This is a genomic window from Streptomyces sp. NPDC048182 (assembly GCF_043202555.1).
GTDB lineage: Bacteria > Actinomycetota > Actinomycetes > Streptomycetales > Streptomycetaceae > Streptomyces.
This window is the reverse complement of record NZ_JBIDAQ010000009.1, coordinates 240,941-263,183: the sequence shown is the minus strand read 5'-3', so window position 1 is coordinate 263,183 and position 22,243 is coordinate 240,941. Positions and strand designations below refer to the sequence as shown.

The 22,243-nt window shown below is 73.8% G+C and carries 20 protein-coding genes, 1 pseudogene and 1 riboswitch; of the genes and pseudogenes, 10 read left to right on the top strand and 11 right to left on the bottom strand.

Annotation, left to right across the window (positions count from 1 at the left end; translation table 11 throughout):
- Positions 1-12 precede the first annotated feature (12 nt).
- On the top strand, positions 13-1,035 hold the full coding sequence (locus ACGFZL_RS19905) for a LacI family DNA-binding transcriptional regulator (protein ID WP_355176011.1): 1,023 nt from the start codon (positions 13-15) through the stop codon (positions 1,033-1,035).
- A 10-nt stretch (positions 1,036-1,045) separates the two neighbouring features.
- Here ACGFZL_RS19905 and ACGFZL_RS19900 read toward each other — a convergent pair whose 3' ends face one another.
- From ACGFZL_RS19900 to ACGFZL_RS19890, 3 genes are all read right to left on the bottom strand, one after another.
- Positions 1,046-2,494 carry a glycoside hydrolase family 76 protein gene (locus ACGFZL_RS19900; RefSeq protein WP_393693285.1) on the bottom strand — a complete coding sequence of 483 codons (1,449 nt, stop codon included), beginning with the start codon at positions 2,492-2,494 and terminating at the stop codon, positions 1,046-1,048.
- Between the two features lie 72 nt (positions 2,495-2,566).
- On the bottom strand, positions 2,567-2,797 hold the full coding sequence (locus ACGFZL_RS19895; RefSeq protein WP_393693283.1) for a hypothetical protein: 231 nt from the start codon (positions 2,795-2,797) through the stop codon (positions 2,567-2,569).
- A gap of 32 nt (positions 2,798-2,829) precedes the next feature.
- On the bottom strand, positions 2,830-3,990 hold the full coding sequence (locus ACGFZL_RS19890) for an anion permease (RefSeq protein WP_393693281.1): 1,161 nt from the start codon (positions 3,988-3,990) through the stop codon (positions 2,830-2,832).
- A gap of 159 nt (positions 3,991-4,149) precedes the next feature.
- Between ACGFZL_RS19890 and ACGFZL_RS19885 the strand changes: the two genes are divergently transcribed.
- Both ACGFZL_RS19885 and ACGFZL_RS19880 read left to right on the top strand, forming a co-directional pair.
- The gene (locus ACGFZL_RS19885) at positions 4,150-4,572 is read left to right on the top strand and encodes a hypothetical protein (RefSeq protein ID WP_355176005.1); all 423 of its coding nucleotides are present in this window, start codon (positions 4,150-4,152) and stop codon (positions 4,570-4,572) included.
- 73 nt (positions 4,573-4,645) lie between these two features.
- On the top strand, positions 4,646-5,221 hold the full coding sequence (locus ACGFZL_RS19880) for a hypothetical protein (RefSeq protein ID WP_355176004.1): 576 nt from the start codon (positions 4,646-4,648) through the stop codon (positions 5,219-5,221).
- On the opposite strand, the pseudogene ACGFZL_RS19875 reads toward ACGFZL_RS19880, so the two are convergent.
- A pseudogene (locus tag ACGFZL_RS19875) lies at positions 5,203-6,041 on the bottom strand (sugar nucleotide-binding protein). The gene ACGFZL_RS19880 and the pseudogene ACGFZL_RS19875 overlap by 19 nt on opposite strands.
- A gap of 229 nt (positions 6,042-6,270) precedes the next feature.
- Positions 6,271-6,684: a hypothetical protein gene (locus ACGFZL_RS19870; RefSeq protein WP_393693278.1), complete on the bottom strand. Its 414-nt coding sequence runs from the start codon at positions 6,682-6,684 to the stop codon at positions 6,271-6,273.
- Positions 6,685-6,902: 218 nt separating this feature from the next.
- Here ACGFZL_RS19870 and ACGFZL_RS19865 point away from each other — a divergent pair, with 218 nt between their 5' ends.
- Positions 6,903-8,966: a hypothetical protein gene (locus ACGFZL_RS19865; protein WP_393693276.1), complete on the top strand. Its 2,064-nt coding sequence runs from the start codon at positions 6,903-6,905 to the stop codon at positions 8,964-8,966.
- A 70-nt stretch (positions 8,967-9,036) separates the two neighbouring features.
- Complete coding sequence (locus ACGFZL_RS19860) at positions 9,037-10,752, top strand: hypothetical protein (RefSeq protein ID WP_393693274.1); 1,716 nt, start codon at positions 9,037-9,039, stop codon at positions 10,750-10,752.
- A gap of 22 nt (positions 10,753-10,774) precedes the next feature.
- On the opposite strand, the gene ACGFZL_RS19855 is transcribed toward ACGFZL_RS19860, so the two are convergent.
- Positions 10,775-11,506 carry a hypothetical protein gene (locus ACGFZL_RS19855; RefSeq protein ID WP_393693272.1) on the bottom strand — a complete coding sequence of 244 codons (732 nt, stop codon included), beginning with the start codon at positions 11,504-11,506 and terminating at the stop codon, positions 10,775-10,777.
- 199 nt (positions 11,507-11,705) lie between these two features.
- The gene (locus tag ACGFZL_RS19850; protein WP_393693356.1) at positions 11,706-12,626 is read right to left on the bottom strand and encodes an alpha/beta fold hydrolase; all 921 of its coding nucleotides are present in this window, start codon (positions 12,624-12,626) and stop codon (positions 11,706-11,708) included.
- Between the two features lie 101 nt (positions 12,627-12,727).
- Between ACGFZL_RS19850 and ACGFZL_RS19845 the strand changes: the two genes are divergently transcribed.
- A complete protein-coding gene (locus ACGFZL_RS19845; protein WP_393693270.1) occupies positions 12,728-13,312 on the top strand; it encodes a TetR/AcrR family transcriptional regulator in 585 nt (194 codons plus the stop codon).
- Between the two features lie 29 nt (positions 13,313-13,341).
- Here ACGFZL_RS19845 and ACGFZL_RS19840 read toward each other — a convergent pair whose 3' ends face one another.
- From ACGFZL_RS19840 to gcvT, 4 genes are all read right to left on the bottom strand, one after another.
- Entirely contained in the window at positions 13,342-14,709 is a 1,368-nt protein-coding gene (locus ACGFZL_RS19840) for an L-serine ammonia-lyase (protein WP_393693268.1), read from the bottom strand.
- A gap of 100 nt (positions 14,710-14,809) precedes the next feature.
- Positions 14,810-16,072, bottom strand: coding sequence for a serine hydroxymethyltransferase (gene glyA, locus ACGFZL_RS19835; protein WP_393693266.1), 1,263 nt, complete (start codon positions 16,070-16,072; stop codon positions 14,810-14,812).
- Positions 16,073-16,086: 14 nt separating this feature from the next.
- Complete coding sequence (gene gcvH / locus ACGFZL_RS19830; protein ID WP_393693264.1) at positions 16,087-16,464, bottom strand: glycine cleavage system protein GcvH; 378 nt, start codon at positions 16,462-16,464, stop codon at positions 16,087-16,089.
- A gap of 92 nt (positions 16,465-16,556) precedes the next feature.
- The gene (gene gcvT, locus ACGFZL_RS19825; RefSeq protein WP_393693262.1) at positions 16,557-17,690 is read right to left on the bottom strand and encodes a glycine cleavage system aminomethyltransferase GcvT; all 1,134 of its coding nucleotides are present in this window, start codon (positions 17,688-17,690) and stop codon (positions 16,557-16,559) included.
- A 156-nt stretch (positions 17,691-17,846) separates the two neighbouring features.
- Positions 17,847-17,955, bottom strand: a riboswitch (glycine riboswitch).
- Positions 17,956-18,135: 180 nt separating this feature from the next.
- Between gcvT and ACGFZL_RS19820 the strand changes: the two genes are divergently transcribed.
- The 4 genes from ACGFZL_RS19820 to ACGFZL_RS19805 all read left to right on the top strand — a co-directional run bounded on the left by ACGFZL_RS19820 (position 18,136) and on the right by ACGFZL_RS19805 (position 22,242).
- Positions 18,136-18,780 (top strand): AAA family ATPase, encoded by a 645-nt coding sequence (locus tag ACGFZL_RS19820; protein WP_393693260.1) that lies wholly within the window; start codon positions 18,136-18,138, stop codon positions 18,778-18,780.
- 373 nt (positions 18,781-19,153) lie between these two features.
- Positions 19,154-19,981 (top strand): enhanced serine sensitivity protein SseB, encoded by an 828-nt coding sequence (locus tag ACGFZL_RS19815; RefSeq protein ID WP_393693258.1) that lies wholly within the window; start codon positions 19,154-19,156, stop codon positions 19,979-19,981.
- A gap of 58 nt (positions 19,982-20,039) precedes the next feature.
- Complete coding sequence (locus ACGFZL_RS19810; protein ID WP_355175991.1) at positions 20,040-20,834, top strand: enhanced serine sensitivity protein SseB C-terminal domain-containing protein; 795 nt, start codon at positions 20,040-20,042, stop codon at positions 20,832-20,834.
- Positions 20,835-21,243: 409 nt separating this feature from the next.
- A complete protein-coding gene (locus ACGFZL_RS19805) occupies positions 21,244-22,242 on the top strand; it encodes an ABC transporter permease (protein WP_355175990.1) in 999 nt (332 codons plus the stop codon).
- Position 22,243: the final 1 nt, after the last annotated feature.

The window sequence follows — 22,243 nt, the reverse complement described above, 5'->3', positions numbered from 1 at the left end:
AAGGCTGACGGCATGTCCCCCTCCAACCGGCGGCTCACCCTGTCCGACGTCGCCGAACGGGTGGGGGTGAGCGCCAAGACCGTGTCGCGCGTGCTCAACGGCGAGGGGCCGGTGTCCGAGCAGACCCGGGACCGGGTGCTCGCCGTCACGCGCGAGCTGGGCTTCCACCCGGACCTCATGGCGCGCACGATGCGCATCGGCTCCCGGGACTCCACCATCGGCCTGGTGGTGCCGGAGATCGGCAACCCGTTCTTCGGCGCGGTGGCCGGCGGGATCGAGGAGGTCACCCGGGAGCGGGGGCTCACCCTGATCATGGGGTCCTCGGAGGAGTCGGTGGAGCGGGAGCGCTCGCTGATCGCGACCTTCCTGGCCCGCCGGGTCAGCGTGCTCATGGTGGTGCCGGCGGTCGGCGGAGACCACCGCTTCCTGCGCCGCGAACGCGCCGGCGGCCTGCCGCTGGTCTTCGTCGACCGCCCCGCCGCCGGTCTGACGACGGACTGCGTGGTCAGCGCCAACCGCACCGGCGGCGCCCTGGGCACCGCCCACCTCATCGCGCGCGGCCACCGGCGGATCGCCTTCCTCGGCGACGGCCCGGCCATCCTGTTCACCCGCCGGGAGCGCTTCCGCGGCTACCGCGACGCCCTGGAGGAGGCCGGCCTGCCCTACCGCCCCGAACTGCTGGCCGAGGGCCACGACCCGGAGGCGGCGGCCGACGCCATGCGGCGCCTGCTCGCGCTGGACGAGCCGCCGACCGCGGTGCTCACCGGCAACAACTTCGCCACCGTGGGCGTGGTCAAGGCCCTCGCCCAGAGCGGCCGCCGGGACGTGGCGCTGGTCGGCTTCGACGACCCGATGCTCGCCGACGTCCTCCAGCCGGGCCTCACCGTCGTCGCCCAGGACCCCGCCGCCATCGGCGGCACCGCGGCCCGCCTCGCCCTGGCCCGCCTGGACGGCACCCGCACCGCGGCCCGCCGGGAGACCATCCCGGTACGGCTCATCCCCCGAGGCTCGGGCGAGGTGCCGCCGCCGGCGTAGGGGAGCGGGGTCAGCTCGCCGCGTTCAGCAGGTCCAAGGCGCTCTGCTGGCAGCCGTACGCGCTCGTGCCGGGGCCGCCGGCCCAGTGCGGGCCGTACTGGTCGAGGGGGTTGCGGTCCCTGGCGTGGGCCGAGTCGGCCCAGCTTCGCAGTCGGGCGGTGTACGGGTGGTCGGTGAGCTGCGCGTTCAGCCGGCCCAGGCCGCGCACGTAGGCGCCCTTGAAGCTGGGGCCGTCCCCGGTGCAGCCGTCGCCCTCGCCGGGTTCGCGCAGTACGCCGCCCGTTTCGAGGTGCACGGTGCTGGCGTCGGCGAGGCCGCGGGCGGTGGTGAGCAGGCTCGCGTCGCCGGTGGCGCGGTGCAGTTCGGTGAGGCCGCCGAGGACGACGCCCTGGTTGTACGTCCAGGTGGGCTGGCCGTTGTTGGCGCAGGCGTCGGTCAGACCGTCGTTGATCATCCGGTCGCCGTTGATCATGCCGCTGCCGCGGAACCAGGTCCACTCGCTCTGCGCGCGGCTCAGCCAGGTGGTGTCCCCGGAGATCCGGTTGTGCAGGGCGGCGGACAGCCACAGGAACAGCTCGTTGGTGATGGCGTTCTTGTAGTTGCCGTTGCTGTTCCAGCGCACCCCGCCCCCGCAGGTGGCGTTCCAGTTGGCCCACATGTGCTCGGCGTCGGCCTTGGCGGTGTCCAGGTAGCGGGCGTCGCCGGTCAGGTCGTAGGCGGCGATCCAGGCGAGGCCCCACCAACCGGTGTCGTCCAGGTACTCGTTGGTGAAGTTCCCGCCCTGGGCGCGCAGGTTCTTGTCGTAGGTGTCGGCGACGGCGTAGCGGTAACTGCCCATCCCGGTCAGCCGGATGTTGTCGATGACCGCCGTCAACGCGTTCGCCGCCGTCCACCAGCCGTTGCCGCCGAACAGCTTGGTGGTGCGGTCGTACGACATCATCAGCGCGGTCGCCGCCGCGGTGCGCCGCTCGCCGGCGTTCCAGGTGGTCCGCGCCCAGGGCGTGCAGGCGATGGCGCCGCCGACCTGCCCGCAGGCGCGGAGCGCGCCGACGCCCTGGGTGTTCCAGTCGTCCACGTTGTACAGCTGCGTACGCCAGCCGCCGCTGCCGGCCGGCACGGTGGTGGCGCCCAGCTTGCTGCCGGCCGCCCAGGTCAGCCCGCCGTCCATCGACCGGTCCAGCCACACCTGGTCGCCGGCGCCGCCGCCGTCGACGGACGCCCAGCCCATGGCGTCGGCGTCGTCGAAGTGCAGCACGACGGACCGGTTCTGCAGCGTCGCCCGCACGGGCTCCCGGTCCTGCGGGGACAGCGCGGGGTCGCGGGCGTCGCAGTACTTGTTGCAGATCGCCGCCCGGGCCGCCTGCGGGGCGGCCGTCGCGGCGTGCGGGGAGAAGGCGGCGGATAACGTTGTCAGCGCGAGCGCGAGCACCGCCGCGCGACTCGACGTCCTGGTACGCATGCGGGCTCCTCGGCTCCTGGTTCGGACCAACTGCCGGATCGCGACGCAAGCTAGCCACCGGCCGGGGGGTCGTCAACCTCCGTGGAACTGCGGGACGACGAGGTACAGCCCGTACAGGGCCGCCACGACGCAGGCCGTGAAGCACAGGACGGCTGCGGTGCGGGTGGCGGTGTGGTGCTCCTCGGGGTCCCGGGCGGGGCCGGCGAGGAGGGTGACGCCGAGGGTGAAGACGACGACCAGGGCGACGGTCGCGCCCACGCCCACCAGGGCGACGGAGCCGAGGGCGGTCCAGTCCAGGTCCATCGGTGCTGCCTCCTAGGGGAGTTCGGGTGGGTTCAGGCGGCGGCCGGCTCGGCGGGCGCCGGGCGGACGCTGACGCGGTGCTCGTCGTTGACGTTGCCGGAGTGGACGGCGTTGCGGCGGGCCAGCAGGACGAGGGCCGCCGTGACGGCCGCGGCGGCGAGGAGGACCAGGACCGTGCCCGGCGTCCCGCCCCGCACCACCGCCAGCGCGGCCAACCCGCCGACCGCCGCCGCGGCGGGCAGCGTCACGCACCAGGCGAGCAGCATCCGGCCCGCGGTGCCCCAGCGGATCTCCGCCGTGCGCCGCCCGAGGCCCGCGCCGACGACCCCGCCGGAGCAGACGTGGGTGGTGGAGAGCGCGAAGCCGAGGTGGGCGGAGGCCAGGATCACCGAGGTCGCCGCGGTCTCGGCGGCGAAGCCCTGCGGCGGCTTGATGTCGGTCAGCCCCCGGCCCATGGTGCGGATGATGCGCCAGCCGCCCAGATAGGTGCCGAGCGCGATCGCCAGCCCCGCCGAGCCGATCACCCACACCGGCGGGCCGCTGCCGTGCGGCAGGGCGCCGGACGCGACCAGGGTCAGGGTGATGACGCCCATCGTCTTCTGGGCGTCGTTGGTGCCGTGGGCGAGGGACACCAGCGAGGCGGAGGCGATCTGCCCGGCGCGGAAGCCGCGGCCGACCCGCTCGGCCCCCGCGTCGCCCCGCGCCCGCCCGGCGATGCGATAGGCCAGGTAGGTGGCGCACAGCGCCGCGAGGCCGGCGATCAGCGGCGAGGCCAGCGCCGGTATCAGGATCTTCTCCAGCACCTTGGAGAAGTGCACGCCCTCCACCCCCGCCCCGACCCACACGGCGCCGATCAGCCCGCCGAACAGGGCGTGCGAGGAACTCGACGGCAGGCCGAGCAGCCAGGTGGCGAGGTTCCAGAGGATGGCGCCGACGAGGCCGGCGAGCACCATGCCCGGCGTGACCAGCGAGTCGTCGACGATCCCGTCGGAGATCGTCTTCGCCACCTCGGTGGAGAGGAAGGCGCCGGCCAGGTTCAGGGCTCCGCTGACCAGGACGGCGGTCCTCGGCCGCAGCGCGCCGGTCGCGATCGAGGTGGCCATGGCGTTGGCCGTGTCGTGGAAGCCGTTGGTGAAGTCGAAGGCGAGCGCCGCGACGACGACCGCCACGACGAGAAACGTCACGTGTTCCATGCGACGCGCGTTCCCCGTACGGGGCGGTGCGTGGGGAACGGGACGGTGAAGTCTGGGCGGATTTCTCCCCGTGAACGAGACCCCCAGCCGCCACGGCACCCCTTTTGTCCACCGGAGGGGGCAAAATGCAGGGAGAACGGCAGGGAGGGCGAGCGAACGATGGGATCCGGCGCGGGAATCATCACCGTCCTGGTGATCGTCGTCCTGCTCGCCCTCGCGCTGCTGTCGTACGGCGTGGGCCGGAGGCAGTCGCCCAGGGCGGGCTGGTGGTTCGCCGCCCTCGCCGTGGGGCTGCCCGGCGTGCTGCTGGCCGGCTGGCTCGTCGCCGTCCACGGCGGCTCGGACCGGCCCGACCCCGGCCGAGTCGCGACCCCCTCCTACCGGCCGGGAACCGCCGCCCACGACAGGTACCGGCAGGCCCGCGCCCGGGCCGCGGAGCTGACCGAGCGGGGCGAGGGGCCCGGGTCCGGCATGGCGGACGACGTCTACCGCTGGTGCACGGCCCACGTGAGGCCCGAGCCGAAGGACGGCGCCGAGCTGGCGCGTGCCACCACGGAGGGGTGTGTCGCCGGCGCCCGGTGAAGGTGCCCCTACCCGGTTCGCCCCCGGTTGCGTCACCCTGAGGGGACAACCCCTTTGCGACAGGGAGGCGGCCATGGCCTGGCAGACGGACGAGTACGGCGAGTCCCACGAGGGGTGGGTCGGCGCCGTCCTGCCCGACGGCGCCGAGCCGGAGCAGGTGTACATCGACGTCGGCAGCGGCACGAACGGCTGCTCGACGAGGGAGTGGTGGGCGTACACGGGCCGGTGGGGCCGGCCGCGGGCCGCCGGCTACCGGGCGGCGTGCGCGTGCGGCTGGCGCGGCGCGAGCCATGCCGTCGACTGGGCGGCGATCGGCGAGGACGGCCTGGACGACCTGGACCTGGTTCCCCCGTACAACGAGTGGGCCGACCACATCGACGCCGTCGACCGCCAGACCGTACCGCTCCCCGACGAACTCGCCGAGACGATGAGCCGCCTGGCCACCCAGCTCACCCTCCTCGCCGACCAGGCGCCCGTCGCGGCCCTGCGCGCGGTGGGCGAACTCGAGCGCCTCACCCACGGCATCGCCCGCGACGCCGCCCACGCCGCCGAGGCCGACGAACTGCCCACCGACGCGATCAGCAAGGCCCTCGGCCTCAGCCCCGCCGCCACCCGCTCCCGCCTCCTCGGCTACCGGCTCCGCGGCTGACCCCGACCCGACAGGAACTCCCGCGCACCGCGCAGCCTGGTGCGCAGCCCCCGCTGCTGGCCCGGCTGTCGAGGCGCACGTCGAGGGCCCCGGGGAAGGGGCTGCCGGCGCGCAGGCCAGCCGGCAGCCGGGCGGCGTCCAGGCCGTCGCGGGCGGCGACCAGCATCCCGAGCCGGTGCCGGCTCACGGCGTCCGCCCCGGCGAGATGGCGGACGCCCGCCGCGTCACCGAACGCCAGCTCCAGCAGGGCCGCGGCCAGGTCGGAGACGTGCACGGGACACCGGACGTCGTCGGTGAACAGGGTGCCGCGGCGGGTGCCGGCGGCGAGTTCGTGCACCAGCCGCTCGTGGACCGAGCGGCCGTGGCCGACGATCAGCGACGTGCGCGCGACGACGGCTTCCGGCAGCACGAGCCGGACACCGGTCTCCGCGGCGGCCTTCGCGGCGCCGTAGGGCGTGACCGGGTCGGGGAGGCTGGTCTCGTCGTAGGTGACGCCGGCCCCGGAGAACACCGCGTCGCTGGACACATGGACCAGGCGCGCCCGGCGGGCCGCGGCCAGTGCGATCCGTACCGGCCCCTCGGCCGTCGTGACCCAGTCGTCCTTGCCACCGGTCACGTTGATCACGACCTCGGGGTCCGCCTCGGCCAGGACCACGTCCAGGCGGCCCGGGTCCCGCAGGTCGAGCGCGTGCCACTCGGCGGCCGGCCCGGCGCCGGGTGCGGTCGCGTATGTCGCCGCCACCCGATGCCCGGCCGCCGTCACCTGCCGGACCAGCTCGGTCCCCAGGAAGCCGCTCCCGCCGACGATCAGAACGGTCATGCACGACACGCTAGCCCGGCCCACCGGCCTCCGGCACCCGGGGAGCAGCCTGAGAAGACCGTGCTGCCGGGCGGCCCCGGACCGGGCGCGCGTCCGCGCCTCGGAAGCGAGAGGCTCCAGGAGAGACCGACATGCGATTCCGCTGCGCCGTGCTCGACGACTTCCAGAACGTGGCGAGCGCGTACGCCGACTGGCACCCCGGTCCGGGTCCTCGGCTGACGTCCCGGACTCAGTCGGTCCGGTCGGCGGCGGGGCCGTCCGAGCGGTGGAAGGTCAGATCCGAGAAGGTGTGTCCCTGGAACACCGGCCCGTGCACCGTGCCGCCGCTGATGCTGTTGTGCACCGAGTCTCCGGCGCCCGGGGCGAACCTCGAAACGAGGTCGCGGAGTTCGTCGGCCGCGCCGGGGTCCTGTCGGAGCAGGCCGCGCAGCCGGAGCCGTACCATCGCCGTGATGTCGGCGACCAGGGCCTCCTCGTCGTCGGTCCCGGCCGCCGCGAGGAGGGCCTCCCGCGCCCGGTCCAGTTCCCCGTCCGCGGCGGCCGGGTCGCCGCCGCGTGAGAACAGCGCCACGAAACGCTGCTTCGCCTGCCCCCACGCGTCGGTGACCATGAGGCCGACCGCCGTCGTCGCCCCGCTTGCCACGAGTGTCGCCAACTCCGCTTCCACAGCGCTCCCTTGTCTGTCGGACGCACATCGGTGTGCCGGTCGGTCCCCCGGTCGTCCACCGTAGGCCGGTGGCCGCCGACCGGCCACCGTGAGGTGATATCGGCGGAGTTGGCCGGAGTAGTAAGTTGGGGTCCTGGTGGCAGGGTCTGACGAGGGGCGGCCGGGTGGGCGAGCGCAGAGACGGGACAGCGGCCGTGACGCACAACTCCGTCGCCGGGAACGCGGTCATCACCGGCCCACTCGTCATGGCCGGCCGGGTGGAGTCGTTGACGCTGCCCGCGGCCCCGCCGTCCGCGACGCCCCGGCAGGTCCCCTCGCCCAGCGCGCTGTTCGTCAACCGGGAGAGCGAACTCGCCCGCCTGCAAGCCACCGAGACCGAGCGGCGGGCGGACCGCACCCCGGGCATCGTCGTGGTCTCCGGCCTCGGGGGAGTGGGCAAGACGCAGCTGGTGGCCCAGTGGGTCGCCAGGGCGCTCCGGCACTCCTACCCGGGTGGCCACCTCTACGCGGACCTGGCGGAGATCCGACGGCACGGCGCGGTCGACGTCGGCGGTGTCGTCGCCGGCTTCCTGCGCTCCCTGGGGGTGCACCCGGAGTTCATCCCGGCAGGGCTGGGGGAGCGCACCGCGCTCTTCCGGAGCGTCACCGCCGGGCACGACACCCTCGTCGTCGCGGACAACGTCCGCCAGGCGGCCGAGGTCCGGCCGCTCGTCCCGGCCGCCGGACTGCTCGTGGTCACCAGCCGCACCAGCCTGCCCGCCCTCCGGATGGACGGCGCGGTGCACATCACCCTCGACCCGCTCGGGGAACGGGCCGGGGTCGAGTTCGTCCGCAGCTGGCGGGTCGCGGAGGCGGACGGCGCCGCCGAGGCGCTGGTCCGGCTCTGCGGCGGCCTGCCCCTGTCGCTGCGGGCGGTCGGCGAGTGGCTCGCCCGGTGCCCGCACCTGAACCTGGCCGACGCGGTGCGCAGGCTCGGCGCCCGCGGCTTACCGCACATGGAGGACGGGACCCTGTCCGTGAACGCCGCCCTGGACCTGGCCTACGCGAGCCTTCCGGACCCCACGCGCAAGCTGTACCGGCTGTTCGGCGTGCTGCCCGGGACCACGGTGACCGGCGCCCTCGCGGCGGCGGCGGGAGTGCCGGACTGGGACGACGCGGCGGGCGACCTGCTCACCGCGCACCTGGCCGTCATCGCCGCCTCCGCCGACCGGCCGCGTCGCCTCCGGCTGCACGACGTGGTCCTGGCGCACGCCCGCGAGACGGCGCGGGCACTCCCGGACGCGGAGCGCGCCGCCGGCCTGCGCGCCGGGGCCGAGTTCTATGCGGCCGTCGCCGCCCACGCCGACGTGTTCGTCCTCGGCCCGGGCCGCTTCCGCCTCCAGGCGCCACCCGCGCGGTCCCTGGCGGACCTCTGCGCGCAGGAGACGCCGTTCACCGACCGTGCCGAGGCGCTGGAGTGGCTCGACGCCGAGCGCGGCAACCTGCTGGCCGTGCTGCGGGCCGCCGCCGACGAGCGCTGGTACGACCTCGTGTGGCGGATGTGCGAGTCGCTGTGGGCGCTGTACCACAGCCGCAAGCACCACGCGGACTCCATCGAGGCCCACGCCCTGGGCATCGAGGCGGCGCAGTGGACCGGGCGCCCGGACGTCGAGGTCCGGATGCGCAACCAGCGGGCCCGCGCGTACTACGAGACCGGCGCCCACGACGAGGCCCGGCGGGAGCTGGCCGCCGCCGAGGAACTGCTCGGCACGGTCGACGACGCCCGGCTGAGCGGCATGATCTGGGAGACGCAGGGCCTGGTCGCCCTGGCCGGGGAACGGCACGAAGACGCCCACGAGCTGTTCACCCGGGCCCTGGAGGCCAACTCCGCCACCGGCGACCGGCACGGCGTCGTGGTGCAGACGTACAACGTCGGCCAGGCCCTGCTCGCCGCCGAGCGCCGGCAGGAGGCGTACGACGTGCTGGAGGCGGCCCGGGTGACGGCGACCGACACCGGTGACGACACGATGCTCCCGCGCATCGGCGTCGTGCAGGCCCGGGCGCTGCAGGGCCTCGGCCGGCCGGAGGCAGCGACGGAGACGGCGATACGCGCGGCGGAGCAGGCGGCCGCCATGAGGCTGCACGCCAAGCTCGACCAGGCGCTGGCCGTGTTGTCCGAGCTCTCCGCGAGCACCCGGGACGCCCGGCTGCGCGCGGCGTGCGACGCGAAGCTGCGGCAACTGCGCCGGGACGCCGGGGTGCGGCCCCAGGACGACTGAGGCGGCCGACGACCGGGCCTGCGTACCCTGTCCTGCTCCGTATCCCCATCCCTGACGCTCCGGAGAGACTGTGCCCCTGCCGCGTCGCCGCCGCCCCTCGCGCACCCGGCCACGTTGGAACACCTGGGCGCCCGCCGAGGCGACGGTCCTGGGCGTCGCCCGCACGCTCACCTCCGCCACCCGCGTGCTCGACGTGCTCGGCCTGCTGCGCCCCGAGGACGGCATCGACAAGTACTGCACTGTCAACCCCGGTTCGGCCTTCGCCGACGGGCTGCCCGAGTACCTGGACTCCGTGGGCGTGACCGTGCTGACGTGGAAGGAGGCGACCCGGCGCCGCTTCGACCTGGCCGTCGCCTGCGCCGTGCACCCGTCGATGCGCCGGCTGCGCGCCCCGCTGATGGTGCTGCCGCACGGCGCCGGCTACAACCGCCTGGTCACCGAGTCGACCGGGGACCTGACCTCGCCCGCCGGGCTCTCCCGCAGGGAACTGGTCCACCGCGGCAAGGTGGTGCCCGCCGCCATCGGCCTGTCCCACCACGACCAGCTCACCCGGCTGTTCCAGGCGTGCCCCGAGGCCGTCCCCCGGGCCGAGGTGCTCGGCGACTGGTGCTTCCAGCGCATCATGGCGAGCCGGCAGCTGCGCGACCGGTACCGCGCCCAGCTCGGCATCGCCGACGGCCGTCGCCTCGTGGTGGTCCACTCCACGTGGAGCGAGCACTCGCTGCTCGGCCGGCACCCGCGCCTCCCCCTGGACCTCGTCACCTCCCTCCCCTCGGACGAGTTCGCGGTGGCCACCGTCTTCCACCCCAATGTGTGGGCCCGGCACACGCCGCTCGCCGTCCTGGAACGCCTGGGACGGGCGATGGACGCGGGGCTACTGGTGATCCCGCCCCAGGAGGGCTGGCGGGCCGCCGTAGTGGCCGGCGACTGGGTGATCGGCGACCACGGCAGCACCACGTTCTACTCGGCCGCCGCGGACCGGATGACGCTCCTGGCCACGGCCGGACTGGAGGAGCTGGACCCCTCCTCACCCGCGGCGGCGTTCGGCCGGACCGCCCCGCGGCTCGACCCCGCCGGCGACCTGCACGCCCAACTGCTGCGCGCCGAACAGGACCACGACCCCGGCCTGCTGCGGCCCATCGTCGACAGTCAGCTCGCCGACATCGACAAGTCGGGGGAGCTCACCCGACGCCGTCTGTACGCCTTCCTGGAACACAAGGGCGTACGCCCGCCCGAGGAACCGCCCGACCCGAGCCCGGTCCCCGACCCGGAGCCGGTACGCAGGCGGCCACCGACCGCCTACGAGGTGGCCGGCACCGTCCTGGCCGACGGCACGGTCGACGTACGGCGCTGGCCGCTGGTGCCGGGCCACCAGGGCGGCGAGCGCGGCTTCTACGCCGTCGCCGTCGAGACGGCCCACACGGTGTGGCAGCAGAGCGCCGACGTCGTCGCCCGCACGGTCCCCGTCGCCGAACCGCCCCCGCCCGAGTGGTGCCTCGGCGAGGCCGCGCGAAGCCCCGGCGCCGCCGTCCTGGTCGCCCGGATCGACGAGGTGTCCGCCGTCCTCCGGCTGCACGGCACGCTGCTCGAAGCCCGCACGACCCGCCACTGGGGCACCCCGCAGCCGGCCCTCGACCCCCTGCTCCTCGGCGCGGCCGTCAACCTGTGGCTGACGGACGCCGGCCCCGGCGCCCGCCTCCCCCGGGGCCTGACGATCCGCACCGGCCGCCGCCGCATCGAGGTCCGCTTCACGAGCCCGGCCGACGGCGGGGGCGGGCCGGAGTGAGGCGAACCGCCCGCCCGGGCGGCTACCAGACCTGTTGCGCCGCCTGCCACTGGTTCAGGATGCCGTCCCAGTCGTGCGCCGCCACCGTCGTCGTGCTGTCGCCCCAGACCGGTTCGGCGGGCCGCTGCCACTGCCAGTGATGCCAGACGTGCCCCGGTTCCGCCGACGCCGGCCCCGCCACGGGGCTGCTCTGTACCGAAGGGGCCGCCGTCTCGGCACCGCGGCGGTGACGGCCCGGCTGGGCGCCGCCGACGGCCGGTGGGCGCAGCCGCCCTTCGAGCGACAACTGGTGCGCGCGAGCGGCCAGCACCTGGAGATCCAGGCCGAGTTCGGCGGCCACGACCGCGGGATCGACCTGCGTCTGCCACGCGCCCACCAGCACCGCGTCCATCGCCGGCGACCACTGCGGCTGCGGCTCCTGCCCGAGGACCGGCCCCGGCGCCGGCTGCGGCACGGGGGCAGCCTCCTCGACGGGCACCTGAACCTGACCGGCCGCGCCGCCCTCTGTCCCGTCCGGCCCGGCCGACACCTCCGCGGCCTCGCACGCCTCGGCGAGCAGCACCTCCGCCCGGGCCCGCGCGGAGTCCTTGCCCACCGCGCGCCGGGCGGCCCGGACCTCGCGCTCGGTCAGCCCCATCATCTGCGCCACCGCGTCGTCGTCACCGACCGTCACGGCGAAGGCGGCAAGCGTCAGAGAGCGCTCCGCCTGGGCGTCGTCGAGCACCGTCCGGGACATCCGAACGCGCTCGTCCATTCCGCAGAACGCTTCCGCCAGCACCGCATGCCGTGTCCACAACTCCCGGGGTTCCATGATCGACCCAACGCCTTCCCCCACGTTGAGCACCGGGGCGCCCCCGCGAACCACCCCTGAGTGGGCGAAAGTGTGCCGAACGAGTGATCGCGGCCCCTCTGCCACGCCGGTACACCTGGTCACGCGGCCGGGCCCCGTGGTCTCAGGCGTCGCCGGCGAGGAAGCCCGTCACCGCGGCAACGATGGCCTCGGGCTGCTCGTCGGGGATGAAGTGTCCGGCGTCGGGCACGACGAGTCCGGTGGTGTCGTGGGCCCAGGGGCTGAGGGAGGCGGCCATGTCCGGAACGGAGCCGTGACTGCTGGAGATACCGAGGACCGGCACGGTCAGCTGCCGCCCCTCGAGCGCCTCGCGGTTCATGCGCGCCGACTCCGCGGCGTCTCGGTAGTACGCGAGGAAGGCGCGCAGGCCGCCGTCGACGGCGACGGCCGCCGCGTAGTGGTCGATCTCGGCCTCGTCGAACGTGTCGGCAGCCAGGGCCTTCGCCTTCAGGAACCAGCCGACATACTCGCGTTCGCGGCCGGCGAGCAGCGTCTCGGGCAGGTCGGGCACGGTGTGGAACGCGAAATGCCAGGTCTTCCACGCCTGATCCGGGTCGGTGGGAACCGCCTCCGGGAGAGTGATGCCGGGGATCCCGGCATCGAGCAGAGCGACCCCGCGCAGGTGCCTCTCGAAGTCGAGGGCGAGGGAGAAGGCGACCCAGGCGCCGATGTCGTGGGCGACCAGGGAGTAGGTCGGCACCCCGAGAGCCTTCACCGCGGTGTGGACGCGCGCGGCGACCGCGTGCGTGTCGTAGCCGCTCTCCGGACGCTCGGAATGGCCCTGCCCCGGCAGGTCGACCGCGATGACGCGGAACCGGCGGGCGAGGCCGGGCATCACCTTCCGCCACGCCCACCAGGTCTGCGGGAACCCGGCGAGCAGGACGAGGGCCGGGCCGCTCGACCGTCCGCCTTCGACCGCGTGCAGGCGGACACCGTCCGCGTCGACCCAGCGGTGGGTGAAGTCGGCCACGTGCCGCAGGGGCAGGTCGCGGACGGGGTTGCTTTCCGGGCGGTACGGGGTCATGGCCACGCTCGGAGGCTAACACATCTTGAACTGATTGGTTCAAGATAGGATGGGTGCGCAGCACGGTCCGGACCATCGACGCATCGGCAAGGGAATGCCACGTGGCAGGCAAGAAGCAGTTCGACATGGACGCGGCGCTCGACGCCGCGATGATCCAGTTCTGGCGCGACGGCTACGCCGACACCTCTGTGGACGATCTGTCCCGGGCAACCGGCCTGAACCGCAGCTCCATCTACTCCTCGCTCGGCGACAAGGACACGCTCTTCCTGCGCTGCCTGGATCTCTACGCCGCGCGCTACGGCGAGAAGTACGACGCCGCCCTGTCGTGCGCGGCCTCGGAACCCGTTGCCGCGGTTCGGGCGTTCTTCGACGTCACCCTCGAGCGCATCGCCGATCCCGAACTACCCGACGGATGCCTGATCGCCCAGTCGGCCATGGCGGTACCCGTGCTGAGTCCGAGCGTCGCGGCGCACGCGAAGCAGGCGCTCGGCCGGCAGCACTCGCGCCTGCGCGCCGCGCTGAAGGCCGGCCGGCTGACCGACCAGGGCGCCGAGGCCTTCGCTCTGCACGCGGCGGCTGTGAACCAGTCGCTCGCCGTCATGAGCAGGGCCGGGGCCGGCCCGGCGCAGCTCAGGGCCATCGTGGGGGTGACGGTCGATGCGCTGTCGCGGGCTTCGCGTCCGTGACGGGAGCGGACGTGGTGGCCGGCACCCGTTCAGCACTCGATGATGTTCACCGCCAGCCCGCCCCGGGCCGTCTCCTTGTACTTGACCGACATGTCCGCGCCGGTGTCCTTCATCGTCTTGATGACCTTGTCCAGGGACACCTTGTGCGAGCCGTCGCCGCGCATGGCCATGCGGGCCGCCGTGACGGCCTTCACCGCGGCCATGCCGTTGCGTTCGATGCAGGGGATCTGGACGAGGCCGCCGACCGGGTCGCAGGTGAGGCCGAGGTTGTGTTCCATGCCGATCTCCGCCGCGTTCTCGACCTGCTCGGGCGAGCCGCCCAGAACCTCGGCGAGGGCGCCCGCCGCCATCGAGCAGGCGGAGCCGACCTCGCCCTGGCAGCCGACCTCGGCTCCGGAGATGGAGGCGTTCTCCTTGAAGAGCATGCCGATGGCGCCCGCGGCGAGGAGGAAGCGGACCACGCCCTCCTCGTCGGCGCCGGGCACGAAGTTGACGTAGTAGTGCAGGACCGCCGGGATGATGCCGGCGGCGCCGTTGGTGGGGGCGGTGACGACCCGGCCGCCGGCGGCGTTCTCCTCGTTCACGGCCATCGCGTAGAGGGTGATCCACTCCATGGCCAGGGCCAGCGGGTCGCCCTCGGAGCGGAGCTTGCGCGCGGTGTTGGCGGCGCGGCGGCGGACCTTGAGGCCGCCCGGCAGGATGCCCTCCTGGGACATGCCGCGGGAGACGCAGGCGCGCATGACCTGCCAGATCTCCAGCAGACCGGCGCGGATCTCGTCCTCGGTGCGCCAGGCGCGTTCGTTCTCCAGCATCAGGGCGGAGATGGAGAGGCCGGTCTCGCGGGTCAGGCGGAGCAGCCCGTCGCCGGTGCGGAAGGGGTACTTCAGCACCGTGTCGTCCAGCACGATGCGGTCCGCGCCCACCGCGTCCTCGTCCACGACGAAGCCGCCGCCGACCGAGTAGTACGTCTTGGAGAGGAGGTCCGCGCCGTCGGCGTCGCGGGCCCACAGGGTCATGCCGTTGGCGTGGTACGGCAGCGCCTTGCGGCGGTGCAGGACCATGTCGTCGTCGTAGGAGAAGGCGATCTCGTGCTCGCCGAGGAGGTTGATGCGGCCGGCGGAGCGGATCGCCTCGACCCGGTCGTCCGCCGACTCCACGTCCACCGTGCGGGGCGAGTCGCCCTCCAGGCCGAGCAGCACCGCCTTGGGCGTGCCGTGGCCGTGCCCGGTGGCGCCGAGGGAGCCGTACAGCTCGGCGTGGACGGAGGCCACGGAGCCGAGCAGCTCCTCGTTGCGCAGGCGGCTCGCGAACATGCGGGCCGCGCGCATCGGGCCGACCGTGTGCGAGCTGGAGGGGCCGATGCCGATCGAGAACAGGTCGAAGACCGAGATGGCCACGGGACGGACTCCTCAATACGGGGGTGGTGCAGAGGGGGGTGGGGGCGGGGTGCCGCGTCCGCTTGTGGCGGGTGCGGCACCCCGCCCGTTACCGGTCTGGTTACTTGCCCAGGCCCGGGTAGAGCGGGTGCTTCGCGGCCAGGGCCTTCACCCGGGCCGCCAGTGCCTCGGCGTCGTACGACGGCTTCAGCGCCTCGGCGATCACGTCGGCGACCTCGGCGAAGTCCTCGGCGGTGAAGCCGCGGGTCGCCAGGGCCGGCGTGCCGATGCGCAGCCCGGAGGTCACCATCGGCGGCCGCGGGTCGTTCGGCACGGCGTTGCGGTTGACCGTGATGCCGACCTCGTGGAGCCGGTCCTCGGCCTGCTGGCCGTCCAGCTCCGAGTCGCGCAGGTCGACCAGGACCAGGTGGACGTCCGTGCCGCCGCTGAGGACGGAGACGCCCGCCGCCTTCGCGTCGTCCCGCACCAGGCGCTCGGCCAGGACGCGGGCGCCTTCCAGCGTACGACGCTGGCGGTCGCGGAAGTCCTCGGAGGCGGCCACCTTGAAGGCGACGGCCTTCGCGGCGACCACGTGCTCCAGCGGGCCACCCTGCTGACCGGGGAAGACGGCGGAGTTGATCTTTTTGGCCAGTTCGGCCGTGGAGAGGATCACACCGCCGCGCGGGCCGCCGAGCGTCTTGTGCGTGGTGGTGGTCACCACGTGCGCGTGCTCGACCGGGTTCGGGTGCAGGCCCGCCGCGACCAGGCCGGCGAAGTGCGCCATGTCGACCATGAGGTACGCGCCGACCTCGTCCGCGATCCGGCGGAACTCGGCGAAGTCCAGCTTTCGCGGGTAGGCCGACCAGCCCGCCACGATCAGCTTGGGCCGGCTCTCCTTGGCCAGGCGCTCCACCTCGGCCATGTCGACCCGGCCGTCGTCGCCCACGTGGTAGGCGACGACGTCGTACAGCTTGCCGGAGAAGTTGATCTTCATGCCGTGGGTCAGGTGGCCGCCGTGGGCCAGGTTCAGGCCCATGATCGTGTCGCCCGGCTTCAGCAGCGCGAACATCGCCGCCGCGTTGGCCTGGGCGCCCGAGTGCGGCTGCACGTTGGCGTGCTCGGCGCCGAACAGCTCCTTGACCCGGTCGATGGCGATCTGCTCGACCACGTCGACGTGCTCGCAGCCGCCGTAGTAGCGGCGGCCCGGGTAGCCCTCGGCGTACTTGTTGGTCAGGACCGAGCCCTGGGCCTCCATCACCGCGACCGGCGCGAAGTTCTCGGAGGCGATCATCTCCAGGGTGGACTGCTGGCGCACCAGCTCCGCGTCGACGGCGGCGGCGACGTCCGGGTCCAGCTCGTGCAGGGGGGTGTTCAGGACGGACATGTGGCTACGACTCCTCAGCCGGCGGTGAAGGCGGTGTACTCGTCGGCGGTGAGCAGGTCGCCCGGCTCCTCCGCGACGCGCACCTTGAACAGCCAGCCGCCCTCGAAGGGCGCGGAGTTCACCAGCGACGGGTCGTCGACGACGTCCTGGTTGACGGCCGTGACCTCGCCGCCGACGGGGGAGTAGAGGTCGGAGACCGACTTGGTCGACTCCAGCTCGCCGCAGGTCTCGCCGGCGGAGACGGTGTCACCGACCTCGGGGAGCTGGACGAAGACCACGTCGCCGAGCGCGTTGGCCGCGTGCTCCGTGATGCCGACCGTCGAGACGCCGTCCTCGGCGGCCGACAGCCACTCGTGCTCCTTGCTGTAGCGCAGCTGCGCGGGGGTGCTCATGTCCTGGATTCTCCTGTACGCGGGGGTGTGCTGGGGGAAGGGGGGAGGGCGGTCACCGCAGGTGAGTGCGGGGTCACGGCGACGGACGCCGGTTACTTCTGCCGCTTGTAGAAGGGCAGCGCCACGACCTCGTACGGCTCGTGGGTGCCCCGGATGTCCACGCCCACCCCGGTCGTGCCCGGAGCCGCGTGCTCGGCGTCGACGTAGGCCATGGCGATCGGCTTGCCGAGCGTCGGCGACGGCGCGCCGGAGGTGACCTCGCCCACCACCTCGCCGCCGGCGACGACGGAGAACCCGGCGCGCGGGACCCGCCGGCCCTCGGCCACCAGGCCGACCAGGACGCGGGGCGGGGTCTGCTCGGCCTTCGCGGCGGCCTCGGTGAGCGCCGCACGGCCGACGAAGTCATCGTCCTTCTCGAACTTCACCACCCGGCCGAGCCCGGCGTCGAAGGGCGTCAGGGAGGTGGTCAGCTCGTGCCCGTACAGCGGCATGCCGGCCTCCAGGCGCAGCGTGTCCCGGCAGGACAGGCCGCACGGCACGAGCCCGGCGCTCTCGCCGGCCTTGGTCAGCGCCTGCCACAGCTCCACGGCGTGCTCCGGCTTCACGAACAGCTCGAAGCCGTCCTCGCCGGTGTAGCCGGTGCGGGCGATCAGCGCCGGGACGCCGGCGACGGTGCCGGGGAGCCCGGCGTAGTACTTCAGCCCGGCCAGGTCCGCGTCGGTGAGCGAGGCGAGGATGCCGGGGGACTGCGGGCCCTGCACGGCGAGCAGCGCATAGGCGTCGCGGTCGTCGCGGACCTCGGCGTCGAAGCCGGCGGCGCGCTCGGTCAGCGCGTCGAGGACGGTCTGGGCGTTGGAGGCGTTGGCGACGACCATGTAGTCGGTCTCGCCCAGCCGGTAGACGATCAGGTCGTCCAGGATGCCGCCGTCGGCCTGGCAGATCATGGTGTAGCGGGCGCGGCCGACGCCGACCGAGCCGATGTTGCCGACCAGGGCGAAGTTCAGCAGGGCGGCGGCGTCAGGTCCGGTGACGGTGATCTCGCCCATGTGGGAGAGGTCGAAGAGACCGGCCCGGGTGCGCACCGCCACGTGCTCGTCGCGCTCGGAGCCGTAGCGCAGCGGCATGTCCCAGCCGGCGAAGTCGGTCATCGTCGCGCCCAGCGAGCGGTGCAGCGCGTCGAGCGCGGTGCGGCGCGGCTCGGTGGGGGTGGATGCGGTACTGCTCATCGGTCGGTCGTCTCCCAGGGCAGGGGGCAGGCGGGCGAGGTGGATCCTCCCCATCTGTCATCGGAACCTGAGAGGTTCGCCATGACCACCGCGCGGCGGCGGTCAGGACTTGCACCTTGGGTGGGACCGCCGGGGCGGCCCGCTTTTCAGATGTGCCTCGCCCGCGCGGTAACGGGGGCCTGAGAGATTCAAGGGAGGGACTTGCTCCTTCGGCGCCCCGGGCGGCCCGTCTGGGGCGGCCCGGGAACTCTCCCGCGCGGATTCAAGCGGCCGGTATGCAGTTGGCGCCGCCATCATCGCACGCCCGGCCGGATCGCGGCAGAGGGTGATCTGTGACCGGCCTGTGGCGGAAAGCGCATGGATTCGCGAGACCGGCGCATTACCGTCTCTTTACACTCGGCGGGGAGGGGCACTCACGAACCGCCCCAGGGGGAGGACGACGACGGTGAACCGAACCAGCGCCTACGCCACGACCACCGGCCTCGCCCTGCCCGGACAGGGCGCCGCCCGCACCGCACCCGTCGTACGCGATCTGCGCGAGCGGGCGGGGCGCGGACCGCGGGCCCTGCTCTTCGGCCCCCGTGACCTGGTCGTCGTCACCGGGCTGCCGGGGAGCGGCAAGTCGACGCTGATGCGGCGGGCGGTGCGGGGGGCGCGGGTGGACTCCCAGGACGCCCGGGACCGCTGGGCCGCGCGTCTGCCCCGCTTCCTGCCGTACGCGCTCTACCGGCCGCTGGTCCGTCTCGCCCACTACGCCGGGCTGCGGCGGGCGCTGCGCTCGGGGGAGGGGGTGGTCGTGCACGACTGCGGCACGCAGGCGTGGGTGCGGGGGTGGCTGGCCCGGGAGGCCCGCCGCCGGGGCGGCACGCTCCATCTGGTGCTGCTCGATGTCGGCCCCGACCAGGCGCTCGCCGGCCAGCGCGTGCGGGGCCGCGGGGTCAGCCGCTACGCCTTCCACCGCCACCGCGCCTCCAGCACCCGCCTGCTCCGCACGATCACCGACGGCACCCTCCCCACGGGCTGCGCCTCAGCAGTCCTCCTGGACCGCCCAGCAGCAGACGCCCTACACCGCATCGCCTTCACGTCCTGAGTCGGGCGCACGCGCGGGGCGGTGTCGATGACAGCCGGCGTGACTGCACGCCCTCAGGGGCGCGGGGAACTGCGCGACCAGCCACGACGCGCCCGCACCCCGGGATCATTGCGCAACCCGGCACTACAGGGGGGCGTGGCGCAGCCCGGCGCGACGGGGTGCCGCTGCGCCCACCCGTGCCGCCCCAGCGGCACGACTGCCCGCAGCTACGCGGGCGGGGTGGGCGGGTGCGGCACGACTGCCCGCAGCTAGGTGCCCTAGGGGCGCGGGGAACTGCGCGACCAGCCACGACGTGGCCGCACCCGACGGCGCACCCCCGACCGGCTAGCCTTTCAGCCACGGCACAAGCGGCGGCACGCGAAGAGGTAGGCACATGGACATCCCCGCGGGCTTCCCCGCGCAGACGCACCCCCACCACAACCACAGCGGCTGGCCCGGCAACGAGCTGGAGGAGGTCCTCTCCGCCTCCCTCGGCGTCCCCGGCGCGGAGGCCCGGATCATGGAGGTGCTCGGCCGCAGCGCCCTCTGGATACCCCTGCCCAACGGCGGCGGCCCCGACAGCACCCCCCTCGACCTCCCCACCCTCGAACTCGCCGGCCAGGGCTACGTGCCGGTGTTCAGCTCCGAGGAGCAGCTGCGCAGGGCCACCGGCCCCCACATGCCGTACACCGTCGCCCCCGCCGCCGAGTTCGCCCGCGGCCTGCCCCCGCAGGTCGGCATCGCCGTCAACCCCGACGGCGTCGTCGGTGTACCGCTCCCCCCGCCCGCCGTGGCCGAGCTGTGCCGGGCCGGCCGCACCCCGCTGGACGGCCCCGCCGCCGGCGGCCGGGTCCGGCTGTACGAACCGGACTGGCAGGACGACCCCGTGGAGTTCCTCGCCGCGGCCGGCGCCGAGTTCGCGGCCACCGGAGCCGTCCGCACCGCCCGCCGCTGCCTGGCCGAGATCGAGACGGCCGACCCGGTGCTCTTCGTCGGCGTGGAGCTGGCCCACTGGGAGGGCGACGCCCAGGCCCTCCCCATGGACGCCCTCGCCCGCGCCCTCGGCCGGATCCCGCCGCCGTGGCAGGTCCACCTCGTCCTCCTGGAGGCCGCCCACGACCCGGTCTGCGACTTCCTGCGCGAACGGGTCCGCCCCTTCTGGACCGCCCCGCCCGGCCCGCCGCACGGCGCACCGCACGGCCTGCCGCCCGTGGCGCAATAAGCTGGTTGCCCAGCCTGGTTCCGCAGCCAGGGGACGATTCGCGAAGGGTCGGTAAAAGGTGAGCGCGAGCGGTACCGCCGCGACCGGGCAGGTCGAGCACATGCTGCGCCAGGTGACGCCCGGGCGCTACGACGCCTACGAGGCCCTGCTCCGCGCCCTCGCCAACCCCACCACCGGCCAGGTCTGGATGCTGCTGTGGCACGGCCGGGCCGGCTCCCCGGACGCCCAGTACGGCGCCATGGACGTCGGCGGCCACGCCTACGCGCCCTGCGTCACCTCCGCCCAGGAGCTGTCGGCCAGCGGCTGGAACCGGTCGTACGAGGTCGTCGACGGCCTGGAGGTGGCCCGCGCCCTCTTCCCCGGCCACCACGGCCTCTGGCTCAACCCGCACGCGCACGGTGGCGGCCTCGGCATCCCCTGGCTCGACCTGCGCCGCATCGCCTCCGGCCTGGACCGCCAGCCCGCCGGCCCCCTCCGGCTCTCCGAACCGGCCATCGAGATCCCGCAGTTCTACGCCCTGCTCGCGCAGAGCGCCCACCGCACCCCGCCGGTCCGCGCGCTGCGCCGCGCCTGGGTGCAGCCGGCCCTCGGCGCGCCGTACCTCGCCATCGGCCTGGACGTCTACGACGCCTCCCCGCCGGCCGTGGAGGCGGTGCGCGCGATGATGCGGCAGGCGCTCGCCGCGGTGCCGGACGGACTGCCGGTCTCCACGGTGGCGACCAGCGACACCCACGACCCGGTCGCGATGTGGCTGCGTGCCAACGCCCGCCCCTTCTACGACCGCGAGGCCCACGCCGCCGCCCCCGCGCAGGCCCCGATGGGCGGTTTCCCCCAGCCGGGCGGCATGTACTGATCCCGCCGGGCGGCCTGCGCCCCGCACACGCCAACTGCCCCCGGTCCGCGGGCGAATTGTCCGGATGACGTACCCGCTCCGGCGAGCCCGACGGCCCTCGCGCTGCTGACCGTGACCGACCGCCCACGTCCGGTGGGAATCCCCCGGCGTTCGGATAACGGAACCCCCTAGGCGGTGTCACAGTTGCGCATACTTTCCCCGCCGACCCTGGCGCGTGATCACCGGCGCACTGAAGACTCGCCGAGGGGAAAGCCATCGACCGTTTGAGCGGGTGCCCGTCAGGTGCACCGGGAGCCGGTCGGGCACCGCGATCGCGTCAATTCGCTCTCGCCACACAGCAGTCAAGGAAACACGCCGCCACAGCGGCGGACAGAGGCCGGTCACCGCCGGCCAGAGGGGTCGGGTCACCGTGACCGCACCGATCGAGACCACCGGGGCGAAAGCCGAGGCACAGCCCGAGGCTGTTCTCGCCGGCTCCGACAAGGGGCCGATCGAGGGCCGTTCCCTGGGGCGGATCGCCTGGACCCGCTTCAAGAAGGACAAGGTGGCCGTGGCCGGCGGGGTCATCGTGATCCTGCTGCTCCTGCTCGCGATCCTCTCCCGGCCCATCCAGGCGATCTTCGACCTGGACCCCAACGCCTTCAACCAGGACCTGATCGACCCGAACACCTCCCTCCCCAAGGGCTCGTTCGGCGGCATGAGCTGGGACCACCCGCTCGGCGTGGAGCCGAAGTTCGGCCGCGACATCGCCACCCGCGTCCTGGAGGGCTCCTGGGTCTCCCTGGTCGTCGCCTTCGGCGCCACGATCCTGTCGAACACGATCGGCGCCGTCCTCGGCGTGGTGGCCGGCTACTACGGCGGGCGCGTCGACACGGTCATCAGCCGCCTGATGGACACCTTCCTGGCCTTCCCCCTCCTGCTCTTCGCGATCGCCATCTCGGCGACCCTGCAGGGCGGCGCCTTCGGCCTGGAGGGCCTGCCGCTGCACATCACCGTGCTGATCTTCGTCATCGGCTTCTTCAACTGGCCCTACCTGGGACGCATCGTCCGGGGCCAGACGCTGGCCCTGCGCGAGCGGGAGTTCGTCGACGCCTCCCGGGGGATGGGCGCCAAGGGGCCGTACATCCTCTTCCGGGAGCTGCTGCCCAACCTGGTGGGCCCGATCATCGTCTACTCGACGCTGCTGATCCCGACCAACATCCTCTTCGAGGCGTCCCTGAGCTTCCTCGGCGTCGGCATCCAGCCCCCGCAGGCATCGTGGGGCGGCATGATCAACCAGGCGAAGGGCTTCTACCAGGTCGACCCCGAGTTCATGATCGTGCCGGGTCTCGCCATCTTCGTGACCGTCCTCGCGTTCAACCTGCTCGGCGACGGTCTCCGCGACGCTCTCGACCCGCGCAGCCGCTGAC